This window comes from Leptolyngbya sp. AN10 (assembly GCF_050565645.1).
Taxonomy (GTDB): Bacteria; Cyanobacteriota; Cyanobacteriia; order Leptolyngbyales; family Leptolyngbyaceae; genus Leptolyngbya.
Window position 1 is genome coordinate 120,341 of record NZ_JBNXVP010000006.1, and the last position, 21,995, is coordinate 142,335.

The following is a 21,995-nucleotide window of genomic DNA, read 5'->3' on the forward strand; positions in this document are numbered from 1 at the left end:
AACGAAAACACGCGGAATCCGCTGCCTCTATCTCCTAGAGGTAAGATTCTTCTGGTCTCCGACCGTGGAATCCGTTGGAGTGACTGAGACACAAATCGGCGATCGCACATTCGGTTCGCTGTATTTGTCATGATGTGTAAACCAAGGAGAAAGAACAGTGGTTGTCGGAATTATCGGCACGAAACTGGGCATGACCCAAGTGTTTGACGCGCAGAGAAGAGCCATCCCTGTGACCGTCATTCAGGTCGGACCTTGCCCCGTAACCCAGGTGAAAACAAAGGAAACAGACGGTTATTCTGCAATCCAAATCGGATATGGCGAATGTACCGAGAAAGCTTTGAATCGACCGGAATTGGGTCATTTGAAAAAGTCGGAATCGCCCCCTCTGCGACACTTGATCGAGTATCGAGTAGACAACGCAGGAGAATATACCCTCGGTCAGCAATTAACGGCTGGTATGTTTGAGGCGGGTCAAACCGTAGATGTAACTGGAACCAGCATTGGGCGCGGTTTCGCAGGTTATCAGAAGCGACACAACTTTGCACGAGGTCCCATGTCTCACGGTTCTAAGAACCACCGTGAACCCGGATCGACTGGAGCAGGAACGACTCCCGGACGGGTTTACCCAGGGAAAAAGATGGCGGGTCGCTTAGGTGGAACGCAAACCACGATTCGTAAGTTGACGGTAATTCGCGTAGATACAGAACGAAACGTTGTTTTGATCAAAGGCGCAGTTCCCGGAAAGCCTGGTGCATTGGTGCAAATCTTGCCCACTAAGACCATTGGGGGTAAATAGACATGGCAGACTTTACAGTAAAAACTTGGGACGGGACTGACGCGGGAACAGCAGCGATCGAGCTAAAGACCGCAAGACCCGAAAGCGCAGCAGGAATTTTGCACCGCGCCGTGATTCGCCAGTTGGCAAATTCGCGTCAAGGAAATGCTTCGACGAAAACCCGCGCAGAAGTTCGGGGTGGCGGTCGCAAGCCTTGGAGACAGAAAGGAACAGGTCGCGCTCGTGCAGGTTCTAACCGTTCGCCGCTGTGGAGAGGTGGCGGTGTGATCTTTGGACCGAAACCCAGAGATTACTCGATCAAGATGAATCGTAAAGAGCGAAGATTAGCGCTCAGAACCGCATTCCAAGGACGTGCAGAAGATTTGATCGTGGTGCAGGACTTTGCAGATAAGCTGCCTCGCCCGAAGACCAAAGAGCTAGTCCAAGCCTTGTCGCGCTGGGGTGTTGAAGCTGGATCGAGAGTGTTAATGATCGTGGCTGAACGCGACGACAACGTTTATCTCTCGGCTCGGAATGTTGAGCGGTTGAGACTTATCTCAGCAAACAACCTCAATGTTTATGATTTGCTTCATGCCGATCATATTGTTGCGACTTCCGCAGCACTCGAAAAAATCCAGGAGGTGTACGGTGAAGACTGATCCCCGCAACTTAGCTGACATCATTCGTCGCCCTCTGATTACAGAAAAAGCGACCCGATTGCTCGAACTGAATCAATACACGTTTGAAGTTCAGCCGAAAGCAACCAAGCCCGACATTACAGCCGCGATCGAGTATCTATTCGATGTGAAAGTAACGGGCATCAGCACGATGAACCTTCCTCGCAAGAAGAAGCGCGTCGGTAAGTACCTCGGTTACAAGCCGCAGTACAAAAAAGTGATCGTGACCCTAGCTGAAGGCGACACGATCACTCTGTTCCCCGAAGTATAACCACTCAGAGAGCAAACTATGGGAATCCGAAATCTCCGACCCTATACCCCTGGTACACGCCAACGCAGCGTACCTGATTTCGCAGAAATCACGAAGTCGGAACCCGAAAAGTCTTTGGTGGTGTACAAGCACCGCAACAAAGGACGGAACAACCGAGGTGTGATTACTTGTCGTCACCGAGGCGGCGGTCACAAGCAAATGTACCGAATCATCGACTTCAAACGCGATAAGCGCAATGTCGTCGCAACCGTTGCAGCGATCGAATATGATCCCAACCGCAACGCTCGGATCGCATTGTTGTACTACACCGATGGTGAAAAGCGCTATATCTTACAGCCTGTTGGGTTGAAAGTTGGAACGAAAGTTCAAGCAGGCGATGATGCCCCGATCGAAGTTGGAAACGCTTTACCGTTGGAAAAGATTCCGCTCGGTACGATCGTTCACAACGTTGAATTACAACCCGGAAAAGGTGGTCAAATTGTGCGTGCTGCGGGTGCTGCCGCGCAAGTTGCTGCGAAAGAAGGCGACTATGTAACTTTGAAGCTGCCTTCGACTGAAGTTCGGATGGTTCGTAAAGAGTGTTACGCCACGATCGGACAAGTGGGAAACACTGAACACCGCAACCAAAGCTTAGGAAAAGCTGGACGCAAACGCCATTTAGGTCGTCGTCCCGAAGTTCGTGGTAGTGTAATGAACCCTGTGGATCACCCGCATGGGGGTGGTGAAGGACGTGCGCCGATCGGACGTTCTGGACCTGTGACTCCTTGGGGTAAACCGACCTTGGGTGCAAAAACCCGCAACAAGAAGAAACTGAGTAGCGCCTTGATCGTGCGTCGTCGTCGTAAGACTTCTAAGCGCGGACGTGGCGGACGCGAATCGTAAGTTAGAGAGGACGAAAAAACGATGGCACGTTCATTGAAAAAAGGTCCCTTTATTGCTGACCACTTGATGAAAAAAGTGGAAAACGCAAGAGCAAAAGGAGACACCCAGGTGATCAAAACCTGGTCACGCGCATCCACAATTCTGCCGCAAATGATCGGCATGACATTTGGAGTTCATAACGGGAAAGTTCACGTTCCTGTGTACGTGAGCGAACAAATGGTCGGTCATAAGCTGGGAGAATTTGCGCCTACTCGGACTTACCGAGGACATGGCGGCGGCGATAAGAAATCGCGGAGGTAGGAACAATGGCGACACAAACACCAGGAGAAGTTAAAGCGGTAGCTCGCTACATTCGGATGTCACCGTTTAAGGTGCGTCGAGTGCTGGATCAAATTCGCGGTCGTTCCTATCGGGAAGCGCTAATTATCCTCGAATTCATGCCGTATCGCGCTTGTGAGCCGGTTCTTAAAGTCTTAAGATCGGCAGCCGCGAACGCAGAACACAACGAAGGTTTAAACCGGGGCGATCTGGTCGTGAGTCAAGCGTTTGCTGACCAAGGACCCGTGCTGAAACGGTTTAGACCGAGAGCGCAAGGGCGGGCATATCAAATCCGCAAACCGACGTGCCACATCACGATCGGCGTTGCACCTGGCGCAGATTCATAAGGGAGAACAACATGGGACAGAAGATTAACCCCAATGGATTTCGGCTCGGTGTGATCAAAGAACATCGATCGCGCTGGTTTGCTGATTCCGATCGTTATCCCGACTTGCTTCAGGAAGATCACAAAATTCGGCATTTCTTCACCAAGAACCCGAAGAATTTGGATAACCTGAAGAAGCCAGGGATTTCTGAAATCCGCATCGAGCGCAAAGCCGATCAAATTGATCTAGAAATTCGTACCTCGCGTCCGGGCGTTGTCGTCGGTCGTGGTGGTGCTGGAATCGAAGTGCTGAGAACGAACCTTCAGCAGGCACTGGGAGCTAGCGATCGACAAATCCGCATCAATGTGGTGGAAGTTGCTCGTGTAGACGCTGATGCTGCGCTGATTGGTGAATATATTGCTGAACAGTTAGAGCGTCGGGTTTCGTTCCGTCGCGTCGTGCGTCAAGCAATCCAACGCGCTCAACGTGCGGGCATCGAAGGCATCAAAATCCAAGTGAGCGGTCGTCTGAACGGAGCTGAAATTGCTCGTCCAGAGGCAGCTCGTGAAGGAAGTGTCCCCCTGCACACTTTGAGAGCAGACATCGACTACGTTTGCACGACTGCCCAAACGATCTACGGAACGTTAGGGATCAAAGTTTGGGTGTTCAAAGGAGAAATCCTGCCCGGACAAGAGCGTGAAGCGGAAGTCGTCGCGCCGAATCAACAACCGCGTCGCCGTCAACAGCGTCGTCAGCGGTTTGAAGATCGATCGAACGAAGGGTAGGGCGTTAGAGTTTGCGGTTTGAGGATTGTCGTCGATCGCATTCACCCGCCCCGGAATGGAATTCGGGGCTAACAGAACAAAGTCCACTAAAGGGGACTGCGGACTAGAAATAGTATCAGTCTGTTTCAACAGACTTCGCACCGTTAGCCCCGAATTCTATTCCGGGGCGGGACAGCAACGAAGCGCCAATCTCCAAACTACCCAAAACCCTAACTCTCACCCGCAGACCTTACAGGTATCGACCAATGTTAAGCCCAAGAAGAACAAAATTCCGTAAGCAGCAGCGCGGTCGAATGAAAGGATTGGCGACACGCGGAAGTCAACTCAACTTCGGTGACTTCGGCTTACAAGCCCTAGAGCCAACCTGGATCACATCGCGCCAAATTGAAGCCAGCCGTCGTGCAATGACGCGCTACATCCGCCGGGGTGGACAAATCTGGATTCGGATTTTCCCCGACAAGCCCGTAACCGCTCGTGCCGCAGAAACCCGGATGGGATCTGGTAAAGGTGCGCCCGAATACTGGGTCGCAGTCGTCAAACCGGGTCGGATTATGTTTGAAATCGCTGGAGTGCCCGAAGAAACTGCAAGAGAAGCAATGCGACTCGCGCAGTATAAACTCCCGATCAAAACTAAATTCATCACCCGTCAGCAAGTCGTTGAGGAGGAATCATAAATCATGGCACTTCCAAAAGTTGCAGATGCTCGATCGCTAAACGACGAAGAACTCTCAGATCAGATTCTTGCTGTCAAAAAGGAATTGTTTCAACTCCGAATGCAGCAGGGAACTCGTCAACTCGAAAAACCCCATCAGTTCAAGCACGTCAAACACCGCCTCTCGCAGTTATTGACGGTTGAACGTGAAAGACAGTTGAAAGGTGAATAACTCCAATGGCAGTTAAAGAAAGAGTTGGCTTAGTTGTCAGCGACAAAATGGACAAAACCGTGGTGGTTGCTGTAGAAAGCCGCACAGCACACCCCAAATACGGAAAAATCGTAGTTCGGACGAAGCGCTACAAAGCACATGACGAAGAAAACAAGTGCAAACAAGGCGATCGCGTCCGAATTCAGGAAACTCGACCCTTAAGCCGCACCAAATGTTGGACTGTGCTTGAGATCGTGAGTACCAAAGCCTAACCCTACTAGGAGACGGACATGATTCAGCAGGAAAGCTATCTCAATGTGGCAGATAACAGCGGCGCTCGTAAGCTCATGTGCATTCGTGTACTGGGTGGAAATCGTCGCTATGCCGGAGTTGGCGATGTGATTGTTGCTGTCGTGAAGGATGCACTTCCGAACATGGCAGTAAAGAAGTCGGATGTGGTCAAAGCCGTGATTGTTCGCACTCGCAAAACGTTGCGTCGCGATAGTGGCATGAGCATTCGATTTGATGACAATGCCGCCGTGATCATCAACGCAGACGGAAATCCGAGAGGAACTCGTGTGTTTGGTCCGGTTGCGCGTGAACTCCGCGAAAAGAACTTCACAAAGATTGTTTCTCTAGCGCCGGAGGTGCTGTAGATGCCATTTAAGAAGAAAAAGTCCCCGGTTGCACTGAAAATGCACGTCAAAGCGGGCGACACCGTTCAAGTGATTTCTGGCAACGATAAGGGTAAAGTGGGCGAGATTGTTCGCGCATTCCCCAAGATGAGCAAAGTGATTGTGAAAGGTGTAAACCTTAAAACCAAGCACATCAAGCCGAGACAAGAAGGCGAAACAGGTCGGATTGAAACGTATGAATTTCCGATTCATAGTTCTAATGTGATGCTGTATTCCGAGAAAGAAAAGGTTGCTTCTCGGATTTGCTACACCTTCACTGAAGATGGACGCAAAGTAAGAAAGCTCGTCAAAACAGGCGAAATCATTGATTAAGCCGACTCAATTTAATTAGCCCTGACCAAGCCCAGGGAGGAACTAAAACCATGTCCAACAGACTGAAGACCTCGTACCAAGAAAAAGTCGTTCCCAAGTTAACCGAGCAGTTTAGCTACAAGAACATCCACGAAGTTCCGAAGGTCGTCAAGATCACCGTTAACCGGGGTCTAGGCGAAGCGTCTCAAAATGCGAAAGCGCTTGAAGCATCTGTCAACGAACTCGCAATCATCACTGGTCAAAAACCTGTTGTCACTCGCGCTAAAAAAGCGATCGCAGGTTTCAAAATTCGTCAAGGAATGCCAGTTGGAGTGATGGTGACGCTCAGAGCCGATCGGATGTATAACTTCTTGGATCGTTTGATGAATCTAGCACTGCCTCGGATTCGGGACTTTCGCGGCATCAGCCCGAAAAGCTTTGACGGACGCGGAAACTATACCCTCGGTCTGAGAGAGCAACTGATCTTCCCCGAAATCGAATACGACAGCGTTGATCAGGTTCGGGGGATGGACATCTCGATCATTACGACTGCTAACACCGATGAAGAAGGACGTGCCCTGCTGAAAGAAATGGGTATGCCGTTCCGAGACAACTAACGCAGTCACCAAAACGAGAGGCAACTATGGCAGCAAACGATACTATTTCAGATATGCTGACGCGCATTCGGAACGCAAGCTTGGCGCGTCACCAAACGACCGAAGTTCCATCCACCCGCATGACTCGCAGTATCGCTGAGGTACTGGTCGCTGAAGGCTTTATCGCTTCAGTCGAAGAAGTGGGTGAAATTCCTAAGAAAAACTTAGTCTTAGGTCTTAAGTACAAAGGTAAAAATCGCAAACCGATTATCACTGCGCTCAAGCGCGTGAGCCGTCCGGGTTTGCGGGTGTACAAAAATCGTAAAGACCTGCCGCGTGTATTAGGCGGAATTGGAATTGCGATCGTATCAACATCCAGCGGCATCATGACCGATCGCGAAGCTCGCAAAACGGGCATTGGCGGCGAAGTTCTTTGCTACGTTTGGTAGGAGGAATAAACAATGTCTCGTATTGGAAAACGTCCGATTACAATTCCTGCGAAAGTGACTGTTACGGTTGACGGTCAACAAGTCGTAGTGAAAGGACCGAAAGGAGAACTATCGAGAGTGCTACCTGCGGGAGTCACGATCGAGACTGAAGGCGATACCGTCAATGTGAATCGTGTCAACGAATCTCGGATGGCACGTGAACGTCACGGACTTTGCCGCACCCTCGTCGCCAACATGGTCGAAGGTGTTTCTAACGGATTTCAACGCCGCTTAGAAATTCAAGGGGTGGGTTATCGTGCTGCGGTTCAAGGCAAAAACTTGAACATGAACATGGGTTATAGCCACCCGGTACTGATCGAACCGCCCGACGGAATTCAATTCCAGGTTGAAAACAATACAAACGTGATTGTGACTGGAATTGACAAAGAGATCGTCGGTAACACGGCAGCGAAGATTCGCGCGGTGCGTCCCCCGGAACCGTACAAAGGTAAAGGGATTCGCTACCAAGGCGAAGTGGTTCGTCGCAAGGTTGGTAAGACTGGCGGTAAAGGGAAGAAATAAGCCATGAGCAAAGTAAGTCGTCGAGAATCTACACAAAAGCGACACGCTCGGATTCGCCGTCGCGTGTCTGGTACTCCAGAGCGTCCCCGTCTAGCCGTCTATCGATCGAATCAGCATATCTATGTGCAACTGATCGATGATGTGGCTCAAACCACGATCGCATCCGCTTCCACCGTCGATCCGGAACTCAAAGAAAGAATCGAATCGGGAGCAAACTGCGCGGCTGCATCGGAAGTGGGTAAGTTGATTGCCCAACGCGCCAAAGCAAAAGGGATCGAACAAGTGGTGTTCGATCGGGGTGGCAACTTATATCATGGTCGCGTCCAGACCTTAGCGGATGCTGCCCGTGAAGCTGGTCTAAACTTCTAGGAGCAAACATAAATGGCTAAGGCAAAAGGAAAAGAAAAGAAATCGCGTGAAAAGGAATCTGAATTCCAAGAGCGTGTAGTTCAAATCCGCCGGGTAACGAAGGTTGTTAAGGGTGGTAAAAAACTCAGCTTTAGAGCGATCGTGGTGGTCGGAAACGAGAAAGGTCAAGTCGGTGTCGGCGTGGGTAAAGCCAGCGATGTCATCGGCGCGGTGAAGAAGGGTGTCGCAGATGGTAAAAAACATCTGATCGATGTGCCGCTCACCAAGGCAAACTCGATTCCTCACCCGGCAACGGCAACAGGCGGCGGTGCGAAAGTGCTGATGCGTCCGGCTGCTCCGGGGACTGGGGTAATTGCTGGGGGAGCCGTTCGGACTGTGTTGGAACTGGCTGGCGTGAAGAACATCCTGGCAAAACAGCTTGGCTCGGATAACCCGCTGAACAATGCGCGTGCGGCGGTGAGTGCGTTATCGGGTCTTCGCACTCTGTCGGATGTAGCTCAAGAGCGCGGCATTCCGGTTGAACAACTCTACAGCGTTTAGGAGCAAGCTATGAGATTAGAAGATGCTGTGCCCCAACCGGGTTCTACCAAACGGAAACGTCGCATCGGTCGCGGAATTTCTGCGGGTCAAGGTGCGAGTGGTGGTTTCGGGATGCGGGGTCAAAAATCTCGATCGGGTCGTCCGACTCGTCCGGGGTTTGAAGGTGGGCAAACGCCTCTGTATCGTCGCTTGCCGAAGTTGAAGTATTTTACGGTGATCAATCGTAAGTTCTTTACGGCGGTGAATGTGGGCGATTTGGCTGAGTTGGCTGCGAATTCTGAGGTGACGTTATCTTCGCTGATGGATGCGGGGATTGTAACTCAGGATGATGGTCCGCTGAAGATTTTGGGCGATGGTGAGTTGTCGGTAGCGCTGACTGTGAAAGCAGCGGCGTTTACTGAGGGCGCTAAGTCGAAGATCGAAGCGGCTGGCGGAACTTGCGAAGTTGTTTAAGTTCTGAAGTTAGTGGATTGAAGAGACCTGTATCAAACGATGCAGGTCTCTTCAGTTTCAGGTCGTACTGGCGCTTCTAGCGCTTAACTCCTTGGGGAGTCATTTTTTGGGTTTTCAACCTGTCTCTAAGAATTCCAGCAATGGCTTCAGCCTTTTTAACAGAAGATAGATCATTATCTCGGAGAACACCTTCAAATTCGCTAGCTGTTCCGTAGAATGATTCACCACCAAGTTCAATGAGCGCCGATTCGATAAGATAAAATTCCACAATAGGAATTCTCCTAATTCATAACTTTACTCTTAATTTTTAATCCAACAGATCATACTCTGACTGTGCAATCCTAAATTCGATTATATTTGAGCGAGTTTTATTCCTGCTCATCTGCTGAAAAATCGGCGTAGATAAGCCTAATCACAGTTTCGAGGGGCAACGCATAAGAACTCCAGGTTATACTTAGGCTGAAAGCAATAAAACTGCTGTTCTTGTCCCCACGCTGAACATTTACAGGAAAGGTTTACTACAATGGTTCAGAAAATTGCGTTATTTAATCACAAGGGTGGTGTCAGTAAGACAACGACAACGTTCAATTTGGGATGGATGCTTGCTTCAAAAGGTAAGAAAGTCATTCTTGTTGATGCTGACCCGCAGTGTAACCTTACAGGAGTCGCATTGGGAGAAGAAACTGAGGATGATGAGGCGAGAATTCAGGAAATCTACAACACACGCTCAAATATTAAAACAGGTTTGGCTCCTGCTTTTGAATCGCAGCCAAAAGCAATCGAAGCTGTCGATTGTATTTCAATTCAGGGTCGAAACGATCTGTTTCTCTTACCTGGTCACGTTGGACTAGCTGAATATGAAGTCACGTTAGGAATTGCTCAAGAATTAAGCGGTTCAATCCAAGCCCTCAAGAATCTTCCAGGATCAATCACTGATCTACTTGAAAAAACAGCAGCTAAATTTGATGCTGACTACATACTGATTGATATGAGTCCGAGTTTGAGTTCAATCAACCAGAACTTGCTCATGACAAGTGATTTCTTTCTTGTTCCGACAACGGCTGACTTCTTCTCCGTAATGGCGATTGACTCTTTAACAAAAATCTTGCCAAAATGGTATGCTTGGGCGAAATCTGCAAGCTCACTGCAAATTCTTAGAGATGCAAACTATCCGTTTCCTGATGTTAAGCTGCGCTTTCTAGGAACAATTGTTCAAAATTATCGCATAATTCGAGGTAAGGAAACGGTTGCTTTTGAAACTTGGATTAAAAAGATTGAACAAGCTGTAGCTGACAAGCTTATCCCAAGCTTATCTCAAAGCGGTATGATGCTGCCTCAACATCTTTACCGGGAACAGGGTGTTCCAGCAAGCCTTTCTCTTGCAAAGATCTCGAACTTTAATAGTCTGATTGCTCTATCTCAAGAGCATCGCACTCCTGTGTATGATTTAACGCCGCAACAATTGAGGCAAAAAGGTGTCGTGCTGGAAAAGAACCAACAAAAGCAGGAAGAGTTTAGAGAAACCTTTTCGTCTTTAGCAGATAAAATAATTGCACTCAGTTCAGAAAGCTCCCTATATGCAGTCAGCACTTGATCGATTCGATATAGAAAATGCAATTCAGCAGTTTCGTATCAGCATTGGTCGTGTCCGAGACTTGATTGCGCTTCATAACTCCGTTAAAGCTCAAGCGACTGGTGCGCTAGACGTGTCAGATATGCTGAGAGCAGCGCTAGTTCTTTCGGTAAGCGCTCTGGACTATTATGTGCATGAGGTTGTGACTTTAGGAATACTTCAGATTCATTTAGGTCGTCGTCCTGAGCCACCGATTTCATCTAATACTTTACAATCAGCATTCTCGCGATTTCAGGTTTCATTAGGCGGTGCGCGTCAAGACCGACAAACTGCGATTGATATTGCCTCTTGGCTGGAAACTGAGATCCGCCAGCTTCACGGAGATGACTTTCTACAGCAACCTCAAACTGTCGCATCATTGATTCCCGTTATTTCAGGAAGTGTAGTAACCAGACTCAACAATGTTGCTTGGCTAGAAGCAGAAATTCGGGAACGACTGGGATATCAAAGTTTCCAACAAGCTGACAAAATCGCCGATGCAATCCGTTACATCTCTGGCGAGAGGCTATGGGATGAAGTAGCAACCCGAATGAATCGAACTGCTAAAGATATTAAGCAGCAACTGAACTCGATTGTTGATCGAAGAAATAAGATTGCTCATGAAGCTGATATTGATCCTACTTTCAATATTGGTAATCGATGGTTTATTGATGAAGTGCTTGTAGGTGATGCAGTTAATTTCGTCGAACAAGTTGTTGATAGTATTCATCAAGTGATTTAATCACAGCACAAAGCAAGAAAAGAGAGTGCGAACATACTTTCCCCTTCTCAATTCGATCCAGTCCTAAATCTCTTAGGCTCAGAAACGATGAAACATTGCTCAAGTTCAGGGCAATCTGATGCGATCGCTTCGGGCTGACATGATCGCTTATCTCCACGAAGATTTGAGCGATCGCGCTTCTACAGAATCTTCGTGGTCTTGAGTCGTTTGCTCAGACTCGATCGAATCCTGCTATCGTTCAAAATCACATCTGTACTTAATTATCTGGAGCGTGGATTTTGAGATTATTGGTGACATTAGTGAAATTGAAGGGAGTGCGATCGACACACGCATTCGCGATCGCTCAAGTTCTCGATCGCCTTTCTGTTTGTCCGCTATTCTTGTATTGACGGGTGAGGCGTAAAACTATGTTGGATGAAACCGCGATCGAGCATCGTTTAGCGAAACTTGAGCAAGAAGTAGCCGCTCTCAAGCAGAAATCAGTCTCTGAGTCTGTTCCTACGAATTGGCTAAAAAATCTGATTGGCTCAATTTCAGACGAAGAAGCTTTCCTAGAAGCTTTACGGTATGGGCGGGAATTTCGGGATTCTGACAAACCTGTAGAGGACTGAGCAGTTTGATCGCGTACCCGTGTAGCGAAGCTAATGCTCAACTGCTCGATGCCGCTGGCACACGGATACGTGACCGCTCTTTCTTCAGATGAGTTCGATCGTGAAGCACAGCAAATATCATTGTGCGATCGCAGCTATAACTCAGAAGACGACAGCCGACCTTCGATTGGTTCATACTCGTCTTCTAGCAACCAATGTTGTGCCTCGTCATAGCTGGAACTCTTGAAGATGACTGCATAACCCTTTGCAGGATCAAAAATTTGACAACGACCTGACTCCTCTCCTAGCAGCAGAAGGATGTAGGGTGGAGAAAGCATCGGTTCAATCCACACCTCAGCGAACTGCCAGTTATCCTTCACTGCGTCCGGTACGGGGAATGACGTGATATCGGTTTTCTGCATCAATCTTCACCTCTCCGTAGAACAAAGGAATGGTCGAGCCATCCGGATCAATTCGATATCCGATCGACTCCGAAAACAATAGCCCATAGCGCTCATATTCTCGAATGATACCTGTAAATTCTCCGCTTGCAATGACTGCTTGAGCCACTCGATCCATCGTTGCTTCATCATGAAAAACGTGAGCTGCTCTTCCTCGTCTCAATAATCGTTGCATTTGAGCAGTTCCCGGTAGATGTTTTGCCGTGTGTCTAGAATCAGGAAAAATTTCACGATCAATACCACTCATACCCTTGAGAGAATTCGCTTTTCAAGCATAGAGGGAGATTCAAGGGATTACGATCAAGACCCACATTCGCGAACACGTACCCGTGTAGTGAAGCTAACGCTCAACTGCTCGATCGCTCTTCAGTAGGCTATTTATATTGGGGACTGCTCGATTGTTCAGCATCCCGGAGACTTGCACTAAAATGAACTGGCGAATCCTCTTGCTTGGCAGGAGAAATTATGATGGATGAAAAAGCGATCGAACAACTCTAACCACACTCGAAAGATCTCGGAGAACAAACCATGATCCCAATTGATGAAGCTCGACAGCAGTTGCAGGATTTAATTGATGCGGTTAGCCAGTCGCATCAGCCGATCGTAATTGCGGGGCAAAGCAGCAATGCTGTATTGCTTTCTGAAGCGGATTGGACAGCAGTGCAGGAAACGCTCTATTTGCTCTCAGTTCCAGGAATGCGAGAATCGATCCGGGAAGGATTGGCAACACCGATCGAGGAGTGCGATCGGGAGCTAGAGTGGTGAGTTGGGAACTGGTTTACACCAAACAAGCACAGAAAGACGCTAAAAAACTCGCTTCTAGCAACCTGCGAGAAAAGGCACAGGAATTGCTCGACATCTTGCAAGAAAATCCATATCAGAACCCGCCCCCTTACGAGAAATTAGTCGGAGATTTGGAAGGCGCGTATTCGCGACGAATCAATATTCAGCATCGCCTAGTGTACGAGATTATTGAGTCCGAGAATACAGTGAAGATTCTGCGGATGTGGACGCATTATGAGTAGCTCGATCGCACTTCTCTAAAAAATCGTAAACGCCAAACTCTGACCATCAAACTCAATCCAATAACGATCGGTTTTGGATCTTGGAGTAGAACTTTTTTGATAAATAGAGGTCGATCTTCGTCTTCACGACAAACCCAAATCGCGAGAGCCTCAAAATCCTCATCAGCATCTAGCACTTGACCCGATTCAAACCAGACATATTGACCTAAATGGGTTTTTACGAGATGCGATCGCATTTTCTCAAATTCTTCCGCTTGCTGCTCCACGTATGCCAGCACCTCAGCCGATGGATAGTTTAAGCGTTCTTGAGAAACAGACATAGTTTTATGACTCGCAATAGCTTAATCCTAACCGACGTTGCATTTCTTGAGCAGAATTACAGGGGTTCGAGACAGACGTTCGAGATTGCTTACCTATGTCGCAAAGCTGAGGCTCAAATTCTCAATCGTCCGTGAACGCTGCCAGCGCAATGAAGCGATCGAATGCTATGAAAAATCCGCCCGGACAATCATCACAGGCGGACATCTGTTATCGGGTCATGGCTAGAGGGCGATTGCGAACTTTCTTAGCTCGTGCCCAACTCGTGAGATGCCATAGATACAGAAAGACAACACCTGAAATAAACGCGCCCAAAGTCCACTTTGTTCCCTTCTTTAGCAAGTTCTTGGTTTGCTGTTCTAAAGCGGCTTTTGCTTGAACTTCGGTTCGTTGAGTTGCAGTTTCAATGCCTTCTAATTGACGCTTGCGGAACTCATCAGGATTGAAATTTTGCAATTCATTCACGGTCGATCGCTGAACTAATGCTTTAACTTGTTCATCGGTTAGTTTTCCTAACTGAGCTTGAGCCGCTTTAGCTTGATCGCGTTGTTGAGATAGCTGTGCCACGAGTTGAGCATTGTTTTGATTGTGAATGCGCCAACCAGAACTAACACCGATTGGAACTAATACCCAATATACGATCGCATAAGCCATCAGTAACCAGGACAAAGGTTTTAGCAAAAATCGTTCAGCCTTCGATCGATTCGATTCTTCTCCTAAAAACACAAAGCCAAATCCAACAAGCGGAAAGCCAACACGCTCCACGAGATTCCCAACAGTGTTGAATTCCCAATTTGAGTTAAATGCTTGAAATGGATACAAGACATCTACCAAATCAAACAAACAGAGCAATAAGATACCGTAACCAATCACACGCAACCCAGAGATTGCTTTTCCTGCCGAAGCTGACTCAAACTGCATATTTACTCTCCTCAATTAAACCTTTGGAAATCTGGGCATCCACCAGGCATAAATCTCTTGCCAAGCGGTTTCTAACTGTTGATGCACAGTATTAATGGGACGATTCTCGATCGATGTTGAAACAGTCACCCATAGGCATCGGGCATCTCGCGGATCTGCCATTCCGAGAACAATTGGAAGCACTCGATCGAGCCGCAAATCATGAGCGTTTCGATTGGCAAAGAATTGTTCTCGATCGACTGTACTGGAACCAGCCGAATTGATGCAGGCAGTGAGATAGGCTATTTGATCATGCTCGAACAATCGATAGAATCCAGACTGGCTTTGTTTGTCGATCGCGTTGATCTTTACCACCTGATTGTTCAAGCCATAGTTTTCTAGATAAGTTCCAATATCCCCATTGGTTTCTCTGAGATAGTGAACTTTAACATTGAAACCTTGATAGTTGTATTGATAACCTTCGAGGTCAGACCAGTACTTTGGAGCGAGGCTCTTTGCTGTAATAGAAGTTCGATCGATAAACTGCGATCGACTTAACGAAACTTGCTCAGGAAAGGTATAAGAGTTTGCTTTTTCTAGATTGGGAGCGAAGATTGCTCTGCTTAGAATCAGCAGCGTTCCGAAAAAAGTTAGCTTTAACAATAGAAAATACATAGAGCACTATCGAGAGGATTGTTCTAGTTCTTCTGGAGTCGGTTCTACAGGAGTGAATTCAGGCTTGCCGCGCTCCATCAGAATTTGGCAATACGTTGTGAGAATTGTCATTGAGATCATGGAAAAGATTTGTGCGCCTTGATCACCATGCCAATATTCAAAGCTTGCGGTGTCTTGTTTTGAAACGAGATAGGCTAAAAAGATTACTCGAAATCCATTGATAACAAAAGCAGACAGAATCGCGATCGTAGGAACTAAAATCTTTTCTCTTAACCGGGTTGGGTAAACCAATAGAAAGAAGAGTGCAACCTTCACAGAAACGATCGCAGCTTCTAAACCAGAACAACCGAGATAGATATCAACGGCTCCTGAAGGCATCACTAACTGTGTTCCTTTGCGCTCTACTAAAAAGCCCAGATACCACATTAGTGTGTGAGCATACTTCGCTGTAAGCACTGTGGAATGAATCATGCGATCGACGAATTGCACCAGGAATTCTGTCGGAATTGCCATGATGAGAATGAGCCAGAGTTCGCGCTGATAGTGCTTAAACTGTTTGAACCCGACTGAAATTAGCGCGATCGCAAGTCCAATAAACAGAGGAGTCACACCGAGAATAATACTTTGCGCCCCTCGAAGATTTGCGCCTCGCACTAACAAGATTGCAATTAAAAACCAGCCCGCAAACTGAGAAATCGGCGATCGTTGCAACATTAAGTCATGACGACGATGCCAGAGTGAATAAAAGACGGCTGACCATCCGATCAGTTCAAGTGAAATATGACTGAAGTTTCCAGTCAGCCGCCAATACAACTGTAAATGTAGGGCAATCAAACCTACTGCAATGCCCAAGAGCCAATAGTTTGAGTCATTGACAACTTGGACAAATCGCGCACGATACTCTGACAAACGCATGGGGCTATCTGATGATTGGATGTGTTACCGAGCGGCTGCATTTCGATCGATTGCCGATCGCGCTTGACGGAGAATCTTGCCTAGTGTGCGAAACTCTGGATTGTTCGATAACGCAAGTAGAGCAGGTTTAGGAGTTTTCAAAACGACATCATTGTAAGCTCGAATTGCGATCGCTAATGAGTTCACACTCACATCTGTACAAGTCAAAGCTGCGGTATCTTGACCACATCCTGATAACAATCCCTCACTTGCAATCAAGGTTTCTGCAAGACCTTGGGCGAGTTGTTGGATTTCAGTTGTAGATAAGTTCAGATTGCCGAGTGATAGAACAATCTTTGCGGCAGTTTGCATTGTGGGTAGTGACGCATTCGCAGCATCTAACGCTGGTAATACACCCGCTAGAATCGCAGCAATTCTGGGATTCGGCGCAGTAAAAGAGAGTTCATTTGAACCTTTTAGTGCATTCGAGTTCGAGGTGAATCGAAGCTCCATTGTTCGATCGAGCTTCGGAACTAACACGACTTCAATGTTCCGAGTTACACCTTGTCGATCGTTGCCGAAAATTCTAAATCGTCCGCCTTGAGTGTTGAGGTTTGCACTATAGCGCGAGAATCGTTCAGCAATACTCGCAGGAGTACTTCCTTGCCGCTTCAAATCGAGCCGGACAAAGCCCGGACGCTCGATTTCAACTCCTGGCTCAGTAGGAGGAACCGCAGGCTGAGAAATGACGGTTCTTAGTTCACCGATCACTTCCATGTAGCGGTAGATTCCAGGCGGAGCTTGTAGCAAATCTGCGATCGCTCGATCGAGATCTGATCCCGTTCTCAACTGTCTGACTAAAGCAATCACATTCTGGTTGAACTGCTGCTGAATCGGAGGCGGAACAACAATATTGCCATTGCGATCGATGCGGAGACCTGGAACACGAGGAAACCGAATCGGACGGGAAGGAGGAGCCACTTCGGAACCGGGGTTATATCCAGGAGTTCCGGTCGGTGTATTTGCAGAAATTGGAAGTGCGATCGACAACGTTAGGATAGTTCCCAACAGGGTTGCACAATTGAGAAGAATACGATTCATAAGACTTAGAACTGATACCCGGTATAGTTGAACCCATAGCCAATTCCGAACGAGAACACAGTAGAGTTATCGTTTCGGTTCAGAACATTGCCCGCCACAAAGGTGAGATACAGCGGTGTTGTCTTGATCGGAACATAGGAAACGCCTAGATTCAGGTCTTGTCCTGTCCAGCTTCCAATGATTGAGGCTTGAGGAACCACGCGCAATCCAGCACTCGCGAATACTCCTACGCCACCGCGACGATTTACAGTATTTTCAAACGATCGAAATCGTCCGCCACCAATTCCCAGGGTTAATGTTAACGGCAAGGAGTCTTCTAAGTTTCCAGGGCGCAGATCAAAGACTTTGCTGGCAACACCGTAGAGCGTTGAAACCGTGTCTCTGTTTTCATCACCCCAGATAATTCCAGAATCATAACCGAGTGCGATCGCGGCTTTTCCAGGGAGGGCACGATGCAGTTTCAGTCCAATTTCTCCGTTTTGTCCGAAGCGTCTCAAGCTCCCGATGTTGGCATTGATTTCTAATCCCAGTGCCCGTTCAGAATCGCCTAATCCAAAACCAACGCTCAAAGCACTATCGGGATCATTGATTCTCGGTCTGCGATTGGCGATGAATAGTCCAACAAAGGCATCTCCAAAGTTCGCTCCGAATGCAGTGGGAACTCCAACCGAGGAACCTGGAGAGTAAGCAGGAATCCGAAGCTCGGTTAAGGGATCAATCACTAATTGTCTACGTAATTCTTCAGTATCTTGGGGGCTGGACGTTTGAGCGATCGTTGATTCTACGATCGGGGCTTCTACGAGAAGTTGTTGAGCTTTTCCTTGAGGCTGGCGGTTTAGGAATTCCGTTTTTGATGTAGGTCTGCTGTCTTGTTTCTTCAGCGGTGCTTTCTCAACAGAAGGCTGCTTGGATTGAACGGGAGTCGATTTTGAAGTCGGTTTGAGCCACGCGGCATCGCGAATCGTTAGGTCGATCGTCGTTTTCTCTAAGCGGGTTGAATTCGCTGCGAGTCGATCGAGTTCTGACTTTTCTGAGCTAATTTTGCCAAAATCGGTTGCGGTCGCCAATTTTACGCCTCCGAATCCGCCCAGAATCAGCGAAACTGCAAAACAACGTATCCAGAAGGTTGATGTCCGAACCTGAGAAATAAAGCGTTTATCCTTCATAGTGATCACAGCTTGAATACTGCTCTTGGGTGAAATCAGGGCAAGGCTGACTGCACCGACAGTGTATAGAGAGATTACTTAAGTACACTCCGTGTTTATCTGTATCTTTATTACAAAAAAATCAGATTGACTTCGTATTCTTACGGTGTACGAACTTGGGATGAAACGGTGGAATCGCCAAGTTTTTAAGGATTAGTTTGACTCATCGCAAGTTTCGCCGCTCCCACCATTCCCGCTCGATTGCCTAATTCTGCTCTTAAAATCTGCAATCCTTCGCGTGAAGTGGGCATCACTCGCTGTTCAATTTCTGCGATCGCACTCGGCAAAAAAAAATCCGCACTCGCACTCACACCGCCCCCAATCACGATCGCTTCTGGAGTCAGTACATAAATTAAACTGGTGAGTCCTAAGCCTAAATCGCGCCCATACAATCGCCAAAATTCCAACGCTTCAGGATCATTCGATCGAGCCAATCGCCCTAGTTCATCTGGTTCTTTTCCCGTTCGTCGTCGAATGGCTTGAATCGAGGTATGTTGCTCTAACGATCCGCGATTGCCGCTATTACAAGGCGCACCATTCGCATCCAGGCTAATCAAACCCAATTCACCCGCCGCGCCATTGTGCCCGATAAAGAGTTCGCCATTGAGAATAATCGCGCCACCAACCCCCGTTCCTAAAGTAAGCAAGATGAAATTGCGGAACGATCGACCTGCACCCAACCAAGCCTCACCTAATCCCGCACAATTGGCATCATTTGAAGCGATCGTGGGTCTTCCAGTCTTAGCTTCGATCCAATCTGCGATCGGGACTTCGATCCAATTTGGTAAATTGATTGCAATTCGGGCAATCCGTCCAGCGGCATCCGTCGGACCTGGCATTCCAATTCCGATCGCAGATGCTTCTTGATCTGGATCGAGTTCACAGATTGCAGTTACGATCGCACTTAAGACAGGTTCAGGAAACGCAGGCTGAGGAGTCGGAATCGTCATCGATCGAAGACAAGTTCCATCTGGAGTAAATCGTCCTAATTTGATTGCCGTTCCACCGAGATCGATTCCCAGGACTTGAATAGAGCCACTCATGGAAGACTTTCCCACGCCTGCGCCACAATATCACTCAGCCAGTGACGTTGAGCAGGATCAAGTAGCGGATCTTCTGCCAACACTTCCGCTTTCACTTCTTCCAGCGATCGACCCTGCGATCGAGCCGTTCCAATCACCTCAGAGAGTGCTTTTAGCAATAGCTCTTCGGTGACAGGTTCGGGAGGTTGAGAAGGACGTGAAAGCGGATAATTCATTGGGCAATTCCAGTCGCGGCTTTAATCAGGAATAATAAGAGAGATGTGAAGTTTTAAAGTTGGTATCAGGAGTAGCTTGTTTTTCCTTGATTTGTCAACCCGCTTGAGTCCCCGATTCGGAGTTTAGAACGCAGTTATGAAAGAAATCCTCTATCTTGAAGTCCCAACTCCTGATACTGATGCCGTCATTCAGTGGTTGCATACAGGCTACAGCCCTAAATCTGGTGAAAAAACGCTAACTCCTGCGGGGATTCGATTGAGTCTGGGTGGTGAACTGTCGATTTTTGTCTGGTCACTTCAGCGATCGACCTATCTCAAAGTGTTCCGGCTTGGAACTGTCTCCGGTGAGAAGCAGATTTTAGATCGGTTTGTCCAGGAGATTCGATCGCAGTTTCCAAATCGTTACCCAGAGCCGCCACAAATTGATTTATCTCAACAATCGATCTTTGAAGCGTTAGCGGCGTACTATCCCAAAACCGTTGAGTTCTTCAAAAAGATTCCGAATGGGGAATATGACCTCAATCGGGTGTACTGGTGGGAACAACGCTGGCGGGAGGGCGTTCGGACTCCTCAGAAACCGCGTCAAGTGGTGTTTGTCACTGATGATGGCAATACGGCTCGTGTAAAACCGCCTTTTGATCTAATTTATCTAGGGGGCGCGTTAGGAATTGTTCATGCGGCAGTGATGGCGAAATTAGGTTATCGAGTTCTGCTGATTGAGCGGATGCCGTTTGGACGGATGAATCGAGAGTGGAATATTTCGCGTAGTGAATTTCAGAGCTTGATTGATTTGGGCTTGTTTACATCTGCGGAATTCGATCGCGTGATTGCTAACGAATATGTAGACGGCTTCCATAAATTTTTTGATGCGAACAATCCACCGCAAGCAAAAGCGAAAATTCTCCGCACTCCGACCGTGTTGAATATTGCGATCGATGCTGAGAGATTCCTCAAACTCTGTGGCGAGAAACTTCGAGAAGCAGGGGGCGAAATTTGGGACGAGACGGAATTTCAACGCGCTGATATCAGTTCCAATCAAGTTACTGTTTATGCAACGCATCTTCCGACTCAGCAAGAGCGCCAAATTACCGGACGATTGTTAGTAGATGCGATGGGAACTGCTTCTCCGATCGCTTGGCAATTAAACGGAGGACGCGCTTTTGATAGTGTTTGCCCGACGGTTGGAGCCGTGATTGCGGATGGTTTTGATCCGGGTGTTTGGGATTCGCATTATGGCGATGTTCTAAATAGTCACGGTGACATTTCACGCGGACGACAATTGATTTGGGAACTGTTCCCAGCCGAAGGAAAGGAACTCACGTTTTATCTGTTCCACTATCATCAAGTGCATCCTGAGAATCCGGGTTCATTGCTCGAAATGTACGAGGATTTCTTTACGATTTTGCCAGAGTATCGTCGCTGCGATATGGAGAAATTAGTCTGGAAAAAAGCAACCTTCGGATATATTCCAGGACATTTCAGCACCAATAGCCGCGATCGCACAATTGCTTTCGATCGATTAATTGCGATCGGGGATGCGGCTTCTTTGCAATCCCCGCTAGTTTTTACGGGCTTCGGTTCATTAGTGCGAAATCTATCCCGACTCACACAGCTATTAGATGGTGCTTTGAAACATGATTTGCTCAATCAGCGATCGCTGAATGCAATTCGAGCTTATCAAAGCAATGTCGCGGTCACGTGGATGTTCTCGAAAGGAATGATGGTTCCAACTGGAAAGTCATTACCACCACAGCAAGTCAATTCAATGCTGAATACATTCTTTGATGTGTTAGCAGACCAACCGCCAGAGATTGCAGATGCGTTTATCAAAGACCGTGTGACCTGGACAAGGTTTAATACAATGGCGATCGTCGCTGCATTAAAAAATCCAGCTTTATTGCTCTGGATTTGGCAGATGGCAGGCTCGAAAGATCTGCTGCGTTGGACTGGAAACTATGTCAATTTTGGACTGAATGCTTTGATTAGCTGGATGTTCAGTGGTTGGTTCCCGAAAGTTCTCTTTCAGATTCAACCCTGGTTAGAGCCGAGATTTCCAGCACTTTGGTTATGGGGACTCTCTCAGAGTTATGCACTCACTTATGGCATGGGCAAACCTCATTTAATGCCAAAGTTCAAGCTAACGAGATCAAGAACCTCGATCGAAATGAATCGATCGCGCTTGAACAAGCCGGAGCCGGAGGCGGGAAATCGGCAAGCTGGGTAAAGGTTTAAGGGGTGTTATCCCAGATCAGTCTGTTAATGTTACGGACTCTTCGCCCCCTAAATCCCCCATTCTGGGGGACTTTGAAGCGCGAAACCGCCCTAGAATTCTGGAAATTCTTCTAGCTCAAAGTCCCCCAAAT

At 47.8% G+C, this 21,995-nt stretch carries 36 protein-coding genes; 25 read left to right on the forward strand and 11 right to left on the reverse strand.

Annotated features, from left to right (window positions below; translation table 11 throughout):
* The first annotated feature begins 157 nt into the window (after nt 1-157).
* The 18 genes from rplC to rplO all read left to right on the forward strand — a co-directional run bounded on the left by rplC (nt 158) and on the right by rplO (nt 8,851).
* Nucleotides 158-796 carry a 50S ribosomal protein L3 gene (gene rplC / locus ACQ4M5_RS10585; protein ID WP_430675580.1) on the forward strand — a complete coding sequence of 213 codons (639 nt, stop codon included), beginning with the start codon at nt 158-160 and terminating at the stop codon, nt 794-796.
* A gap of 2 nt (nt 797-798) precedes the next feature.
* Nucleotides 799-1,434, forward strand: coding sequence for a 50S ribosomal protein L4 (rplD, locus tag ACQ4M5_RS10590; protein ID WP_068379852.1), 636 nt, complete (start codon nt 799-801; stop codon nt 1,432-1,434).
* Nucleotides 1,424-1,723 (forward strand): 50S ribosomal protein L23, encoded by a 300-nt coding sequence (locus ACQ4M5_RS10595; RefSeq protein WP_430675581.1) that lies wholly within the window; start codon nt 1,424-1,426, stop codon nt 1,721-1,723. The genes rplD and ACQ4M5_RS10595 overlap by 11 nt, the downstream gene beginning before the upstream one ends.
* 18 nt (nt 1,724-1,741) lie before the next feature.
* Nucleotides 1,742-2,605, forward strand: a complete 864-nt coding sequence (gene rplB, locus ACQ4M5_RS10600) for a 50S ribosomal protein L2 (RefSeq protein ID WP_430675582.1) — start codon at nt 1,742-1,744, stop codon at nt 2,603-2,605.
* 21 nt (nt 2,606-2,626) lie between these two features.
* Nucleotides 2,627-2,905, forward strand: a complete 279-nt coding sequence (gene rpsS / locus ACQ4M5_RS10605; protein ID WP_058997466.1) for a 30S ribosomal protein S19 — start codon at nt 2,627-2,629, stop codon at nt 2,903-2,905.
* A gap of 5 nt (nt 2,906-2,910) precedes the next feature.
* Nucleotides 2,911-3,270, forward strand: a complete 360-nt coding sequence (gene rplV, locus ACQ4M5_RS10610) for a 50S ribosomal protein L22 (RefSeq protein ID WP_068379844.1) — start codon at nt 2,911-2,913, stop codon at nt 3,268-3,270.
* Nucleotides 3,271-3,281: 11 nt separating this feature from the next.
* A complete protein-coding gene (rpsC, locus tag ACQ4M5_RS10615) occupies nt 3,282-4,034 on the forward strand; it encodes a 30S ribosomal protein S3 (protein WP_430675583.1) in 753 nt (250 codons plus the stop codon).
* Nucleotides 4,035-4,279: 245 nt separating this feature from the next.
* A complete protein-coding gene (gene rplP / locus ACQ4M5_RS10620; protein WP_058997470.1) occupies nt 4,280-4,708 on the forward strand; it encodes a 50S ribosomal protein L16 in 429 nt (142 codons plus the stop codon).
* Nucleotides 4,709-4,711: 3 nt separating this feature from the next.
* Complete coding sequence (rpmC, locus tag ACQ4M5_RS10625) at nt 4,712-4,918, forward strand: 50S ribosomal protein L29 (RefSeq protein ID WP_430675584.1); 207 nt, start codon at nt 4,712-4,714, stop codon at nt 4,916-4,918.
* 5 nt (nt 4,919-4,923) lie between these two features.
* Nucleotides 4,924-5,169, forward strand: a complete 246-nt coding sequence (rpsQ, locus tag ACQ4M5_RS10630) for a 30S ribosomal protein S17 (protein ID WP_068379834.1) — start codon at nt 4,924-4,926, stop codon at nt 5,167-5,169.
* A gap of 18 nt (nt 5,170-5,187) precedes the next feature.
* Nucleotides 5,188-5,553, forward strand: coding sequence for a 50S ribosomal protein L14 (gene rplN, locus ACQ4M5_RS10635; RefSeq protein ID WP_430675585.1), 366 nt, complete (start codon nt 5,188-5,190; stop codon nt 5,551-5,553).
* Nucleotides 5,554-5,904: a 50S ribosomal protein L24 gene (rplX, locus tag ACQ4M5_RS10640; RefSeq protein ID WP_430675586.1), complete on the forward strand. Its 351-nt coding sequence runs from the start codon at nt 5,554-5,556 to the stop codon at nt 5,902-5,904.
* A 50-nt stretch (nt 5,905-5,954) separates the two neighbouring features.
* Entirely contained in the window at nt 5,955-6,500 is a 546-nt protein-coding gene (gene rplE, locus ACQ4M5_RS10645; RefSeq protein WP_430675587.1) for a 50S ribosomal protein L5, read from the forward strand.
* A 26-nt stretch (nt 6,501-6,526) separates the two neighbouring features.
* Nucleotides 6,527-6,928, forward strand: a complete 402-nt coding sequence (gene rpsH / locus ACQ4M5_RS10650; RefSeq protein WP_068379826.1) for a 30S ribosomal protein S8 — start codon at nt 6,527-6,529, stop codon at nt 6,926-6,928.
* 12 nt (nt 6,929-6,940) lie between these two features.
* Nucleotides 6,941-7,489, forward strand: a complete 549-nt coding sequence (gene rplF, locus ACQ4M5_RS10655) for a 50S ribosomal protein L6 (protein ID WP_430675588.1) — start codon at nt 6,941-6,943, stop codon at nt 7,487-7,489.
* Between the two features lie 3 nt (nt 7,490-7,492).
* Nucleotides 7,493-7,858, forward strand: coding sequence for a 50S ribosomal protein L18 (gene rplR, locus ACQ4M5_RS10660; protein WP_430675589.1), 366 nt, complete (start codon nt 7,493-7,495; stop codon nt 7,856-7,858).
* Between the two features lie 12 nt (nt 7,859-7,870).
* Entirely contained in the window at nt 7,871-8,398 is a 528-nt protein-coding gene (rpsE, locus tag ACQ4M5_RS10665) for a 30S ribosomal protein S5 (protein WP_430675590.1), read from the forward strand.
* 9 nt (nt 8,399-8,407) lie between these two features.
* Entirely contained in the window at nt 8,408-8,851 is a 444-nt protein-coding gene (gene rplO, locus ACQ4M5_RS10670; protein ID WP_430675591.1) for a 50S ribosomal protein L15, read from the forward strand.
* Between the two features lie 76 nt (nt 8,852-8,927).
* On the opposite strand, the gene ACQ4M5_RS10675 is transcribed toward rplO, so the two are convergent.
* Nucleotides 8,928-9,119 carry a hypothetical protein gene (locus ACQ4M5_RS10675; protein WP_430675592.1) on the reverse strand — a complete coding sequence of 64 codons (192 nt, stop codon included), beginning with the start codon at nt 9,117-9,119 and terminating at the stop codon, nt 8,928-8,930.
* Between the two features lie 255 nt (nt 9,120-9,374).
* On the opposite strand from ACQ4M5_RS10675, the gene ACQ4M5_RS10680 reads away from it, so the two are divergent.
* The 4 genes from ACQ4M5_RS10680 (at nt 9,375) to ACQ4M5_RS10695 (ending at nt 11,816) form a co-directional block, all read left to right on the forward strand.
* Nucleotides 9,375-10,445: a ParA family protein gene (locus ACQ4M5_RS10680; protein WP_430675593.1), complete on the forward strand. Its 1,071-nt coding sequence runs from the start codon at nt 9,375-9,377 to the stop codon at nt 10,443-10,445.
* Nucleotides 10,429-11,205: a HEPN domain-containing protein gene (locus ACQ4M5_RS10685; protein WP_430675594.1), complete on the forward strand. Its 777-nt coding sequence runs from the start codon at nt 10,429-10,431 to the stop codon at nt 11,203-11,205. Before ACQ4M5_RS10680 ends, ACQ4M5_RS10685 begins: the two co-directional genes overlap by 17 nt.
* Nucleotides 11,206-11,476: 271 nt before the next feature.
* Complete coding sequence (locus ACQ4M5_RS10690; protein WP_430675595.1) at nt 11,477-11,608, forward strand: hypothetical protein; 132 nt, start codon at nt 11,477-11,479, stop codon at nt 11,606-11,608.
* A gap of 4 nt (nt 11,609-11,612) precedes the next feature.
* Complete coding sequence (locus ACQ4M5_RS10695) at nt 11,613-11,816, forward strand: hypothetical protein (RefSeq protein ID WP_430675596.1); 204 nt, start codon at nt 11,613-11,615, stop codon at nt 11,814-11,816.
* Between the two features lie 134 nt (nt 11,817-11,950).
* Here ACQ4M5_RS10695 and ACQ4M5_RS10700 read toward each other — a convergent pair whose 3' ends face one another.
* Both ACQ4M5_RS10700 and ACQ4M5_RS10705 read right to left on the reverse strand, forming a co-directional pair.
* Nucleotides 11,951-12,175, reverse strand: a complete 225-nt coding sequence (locus ACQ4M5_RS10700) for a hypothetical protein (RefSeq protein ID WP_430675597.1) — start codon at nt 12,173-12,175, stop codon at nt 11,951-11,953.
* Nucleotides 12,165-12,431: a DUF6972 family protein gene (locus tag ACQ4M5_RS10705; protein WP_430675598.1), complete on the reverse strand. Its 267-nt coding sequence runs from the start codon at nt 12,429-12,431 to the stop codon at nt 12,165-12,167. The genes ACQ4M5_RS10700 and ACQ4M5_RS10705 overlap by 11 nt, the downstream gene beginning before the upstream one ends.
* 353 nt (nt 12,432-12,784) lie before the next feature.
* On the opposite strand from ACQ4M5_RS10705, the gene ACQ4M5_RS10710 reads away from it, so the two are divergent.
* Complete coding sequence (locus tag ACQ4M5_RS10710) at nt 12,785-13,021, forward strand: type II toxin-antitoxin system Phd/YefM family antitoxin (RefSeq protein ID WP_430675599.1); 237 nt, start codon at nt 12,785-12,787, stop codon at nt 13,019-13,021.
* Nucleotides 13,018-13,281, forward strand: coding sequence for a Txe/YoeB family addiction module toxin (locus ACQ4M5_RS10715; RefSeq protein WP_430675600.1), 264 nt, complete (start codon nt 13,018-13,020; stop codon nt 13,279-13,281). Before ACQ4M5_RS10710 ends, ACQ4M5_RS10715 begins: the two co-directional genes overlap by 4 nt.
* Here the strand turns inward: ACQ4M5_RS10715 and ACQ4M5_RS10720 are convergent.
* The 8 genes from ACQ4M5_RS10720 to ACQ4M5_RS10755 all read right to left on the reverse strand — a co-directional run bounded on the left by ACQ4M5_RS10720 (nt 13,272) and on the right by ACQ4M5_RS10755 (nt 19,632).
* On the reverse strand, nt 13,272-13,601 hold the full coding sequence (locus ACQ4M5_RS10720) for a hypothetical protein (protein ID WP_430675601.1): 330 nt from the start codon (nt 13,599-13,601) through the stop codon (nt 13,272-13,274). The genes ACQ4M5_RS10715 and ACQ4M5_RS10720 overlap by 10 nt on opposite strands.
* A 208-nt stretch (nt 13,602-13,809) precedes the next feature.
* Entirely contained in the window at nt 13,810-14,520 is a 711-nt protein-coding gene (gene hpsJ-A, locus ACQ4M5_RS10725; RefSeq protein ID WP_430675602.1) for an HpsJ-like protein, cyanoexosortase A-associated, read from the reverse strand.
* Nucleotides 14,521-14,535: 15 nt separating this feature from the next.
* The gene (locus ACQ4M5_RS10730; RefSeq protein ID WP_430675603.1) at nt 14,536-15,174 is read right to left on the reverse strand and encodes a cyanoexosortase A system-associated protein; all 639 of its coding nucleotides are present in this window, start codon (nt 15,172-15,174) and stop codon (nt 14,536-14,538) included.
* A gap of 6 nt (nt 15,175-15,180) precedes the next feature.
* A complete protein-coding gene (crtA, locus tag ACQ4M5_RS10735; RefSeq protein ID WP_430675604.1) occupies nt 15,181-16,089 on the reverse strand; it encodes a cyanoexosortase A in 909 nt (302 codons plus the stop codon).
* Between the two features lie 24 nt (nt 16,090-16,113).
* The gene (locus tag ACQ4M5_RS10740; protein WP_430675605.1) at nt 16,114-17,169 is read right to left on the reverse strand and encodes a hypothetical protein; all 1,056 of its coding nucleotides are present in this window, start codon (nt 17,167-17,169) and stop codon (nt 16,114-16,116) included.
* A 5-nt stretch (nt 17,170-17,174) separates the two neighbouring features.
* Nucleotides 17,175-18,335 carry a hypothetical protein gene (locus ACQ4M5_RS10745; RefSeq protein ID WP_430675606.1) on the reverse strand — a complete coding sequence of 387 codons (1,161 nt, stop codon included), beginning with the start codon at nt 18,333-18,335 and terminating at the stop codon, nt 17,175-17,177.
* 185 nt (nt 18,336-18,520) lie between these two features.
* Nucleotides 18,521-19,417 carry an ROK family protein gene (locus tag ACQ4M5_RS10750; RefSeq protein WP_430675607.1) on the reverse strand — a complete coding sequence of 299 codons (897 nt, stop codon included), beginning with the start codon at nt 19,415-19,417 and terminating at the stop codon, nt 18,521-18,523.
* Nucleotides 19,414-19,632, reverse strand: a complete 219-nt coding sequence (locus ACQ4M5_RS10755) for a hypothetical protein (RefSeq protein ID WP_430675608.1) — start codon at nt 19,630-19,632, stop codon at nt 19,414-19,416. The genes ACQ4M5_RS10750 and ACQ4M5_RS10755 overlap by 4 nt, the downstream gene beginning before the upstream one ends.
* A gap of 136 nt (nt 19,633-19,768) precedes the next feature.
* Here ACQ4M5_RS10755 and ACQ4M5_RS10760 point away from each other — a divergent pair, with 136 nt between their 5' ends.
* Nucleotides 19,769-21,856 carry an NAD(P)/FAD-dependent oxidoreductase gene (locus ACQ4M5_RS10760; protein ID WP_430675609.1) on the forward strand — a complete coding sequence of 696 codons (2,088 nt, stop codon included), beginning with the start codon at nt 19,769-19,771 and terminating at the stop codon, nt 21,854-21,856.
* Nucleotides 21,857-21,995: the final 139 nt, after the last annotated feature.

What these genes read in the sequence shown, in the direction of transcription:
- rplD (WP_068379852.1), top strand. Translation starts at nt 799, where the DNA reads ATGGCAGACTTTACAGTAAAAACTTGGGACGGGACTGACGCGGGAACA.
- rplB (WP_430675582.1), top strand. Translation starts at nt 1,742, where the DNA reads ATGGGAATCCGAAATCTCCGACCCTATACCCCTGGTACACGCCAACGC.
- rpsS (WP_058997466.1), top strand. Translation starts at nt 2,627, where the DNA reads ATGGCACGTTCATTGAAAAAAGGTCCCTTTATTGCTGACCACTTGATG.
- rplV (WP_068379844.1), top strand. Translation starts at nt 2,911, where the DNA reads ATGGCGACACAAACACCAGGAGAAGTTAAAGCGGTAGCTCGCTACATT.
- rpsC (WP_430675583.1), top strand. Translation starts at nt 3,282, where the DNA reads ATGGGACAGAAGATTAACCCCAATGGATTTCGGCTCGGTGTGATCAAA.
- rplP (WP_058997470.1), top strand. Translation starts at nt 4,280, where the DNA reads ATGTTAAGCCCAAGAAGAACAAAATTCCGTAAGCAGCAGCGCGGTCGA.
- rpmC (WP_430675584.1), top strand. Translation starts at nt 4,712, where the DNA reads ATGGCACTTCCAAAAGTTGCAGATGCTCGATCGCTAAACGACGAAGAA.
- rpsQ (WP_068379834.1), top strand. Translation starts at nt 4,924, where the DNA reads ATGGCAGTTAAAGAAAGAGTTGGCTTAGTTGTCAGCGACAAAATGGAC.
- rplN (WP_430675585.1), top strand. Translation starts at nt 5,188, where the DNA reads ATGATTCAGCAGGAAAGCTATCTCAATGTGGCAGATAACAGCGGCGCT.
- rplX (WP_430675586.1), top strand. Translation starts at nt 5,554, where the DNA reads ATGCCATTTAAGAAGAAAAAGTCCCCGGTTGCACTGAAAATGCACGTC.
- rplE (WP_430675587.1), top strand. Translation starts at nt 5,955, where the DNA reads ATGTCCAACAGACTGAAGACCTCGTACCAAGAAAAAGTCGTTCCCAAG.
- rpsH (WP_068379826.1), top strand. Translation starts at nt 6,527, where the DNA reads ATGGCAGCAAACGATACTATTTCAGATATGCTGACGCGCATTCGGAAC.
- rplF (WP_430675588.1), top strand. Translation starts at nt 6,941, where the DNA reads ATGTCTCGTATTGGAAAACGTCCGATTACAATTCCTGCGAAAGTGACT.
- rplR (WP_430675589.1), top strand. Translation starts at nt 7,493, where the DNA reads ATGAGCAAAGTAAGTCGTCGAGAATCTACACAAAAGCGACACGCTCGG.
- rpsE (WP_430675590.1), top strand. Translation starts at nt 7,871, where the DNA reads ATGGCTAAGGCAAAAGGAAAAGAAAAGAAATCGCGTGAAAAGGAATCT.
- rplO (WP_430675591.1), top strand. Translation starts at nt 8,408, where the DNA reads ATGAGATTAGAAGATGCTGTGCCCCAACCGGGTTCTACCAAACGGAAA.
- ACQ4M5_RS10680 (WP_430675593.1), top strand. Translation starts at nt 9,375, where the DNA reads ATGGTTCAGAAAATTGCGTTATTTAATCACAAGGGTGGTGTCAGTAAG.
- ACQ4M5_RS10685 (WP_430675594.1), top strand. Translation starts at nt 10,429, where the DNA reads ATGCAGTCAGCACTTGATCGATTCGATATAGAAAATGCAATTCAGCAG.
- ACQ4M5_RS10695 (WP_430675596.1), top strand. Translation starts at nt 11,613, where the DNA reads ATGTTGGATGAAACCGCGATCGAGCATCGTTTAGCGAAACTTGAGCAA.
- ACQ4M5_RS10705 (WP_430675598.1), bottom strand. Translation starts at nt 12,431, where the DNA reads ATGCAACGATTATTGAGACGAGGAAGAGCAGCTCACGTTTTTCATGAT.
- ACQ4M5_RS10710 (WP_430675599.1), top strand. Translation starts at nt 12,785, where the DNA reads ATGATCCCAATTGATGAAGCTCGACAGCAGTTGCAGGATTTAATTGAT.
- ACQ4M5_RS10720 (WP_430675601.1), bottom strand. Translation starts at nt 13,601, where the DNA reads ATGTCTGTTTCTCAAGAACGCTTAAACTATCCATCGGCTGAGGTGCTG.
- hpsJ-A (WP_430675602.1), bottom strand. Translation starts at nt 14,520, where the DNA reads ATGCAGTTTGAGTCAGCTTCGGCAGGAAAAGCAATCTCTGGGTTGCGT.
- ACQ4M5_RS10730 (WP_430675603.1), bottom strand. Translation starts at nt 15,174, where the DNA reads ATGTATTTTCTATTGTTAAAGCTAACTTTTTTCGGAACGCTGCTGATT.
- crtA (WP_430675604.1), bottom strand. Translation starts at nt 16,089, where the DNA reads ATGCGTTTGTCAGAGTATCGTGCGCGATTTGTCCAAGTTGTCAATGAC.
- ACQ4M5_RS10740 (WP_430675605.1), bottom strand. Translation starts at nt 17,169, where the DNA reads ATGAATCGTATTCTTCTCAATTGTGCAACCCTGTTGGGAACTATCCTA.
- ACQ4M5_RS10745 (WP_430675606.1), bottom strand. Translation starts at nt 18,335, where the DNA reads ATGAAGGATAAACGCTTTATTTCTCAGGTTCGGACATCAACCTTCTGG.
- ACQ4M5_RS10750 (WP_430675607.1), bottom strand. Translation starts at nt 19,417, where the DNA reads ATGAGTGGCTCTATTCAAGTCCTGGGAATCGATCTCGGTGGAACGGCA.
- ACQ4M5_RS10755 (WP_430675608.1), bottom strand. Translation starts at nt 19,632, where the DNA reads ATGAATTATCCGCTTTCACGTCCTTCTCAACCTCCCGAACCTGTCACC.
- ACQ4M5_RS10760 (WP_430675609.1), top strand. Translation starts at nt 19,769, where the DNA reads ATGAAAGAAATCCTCTATCTTGAAGTCCCAACTCCTGATACTGATGCC.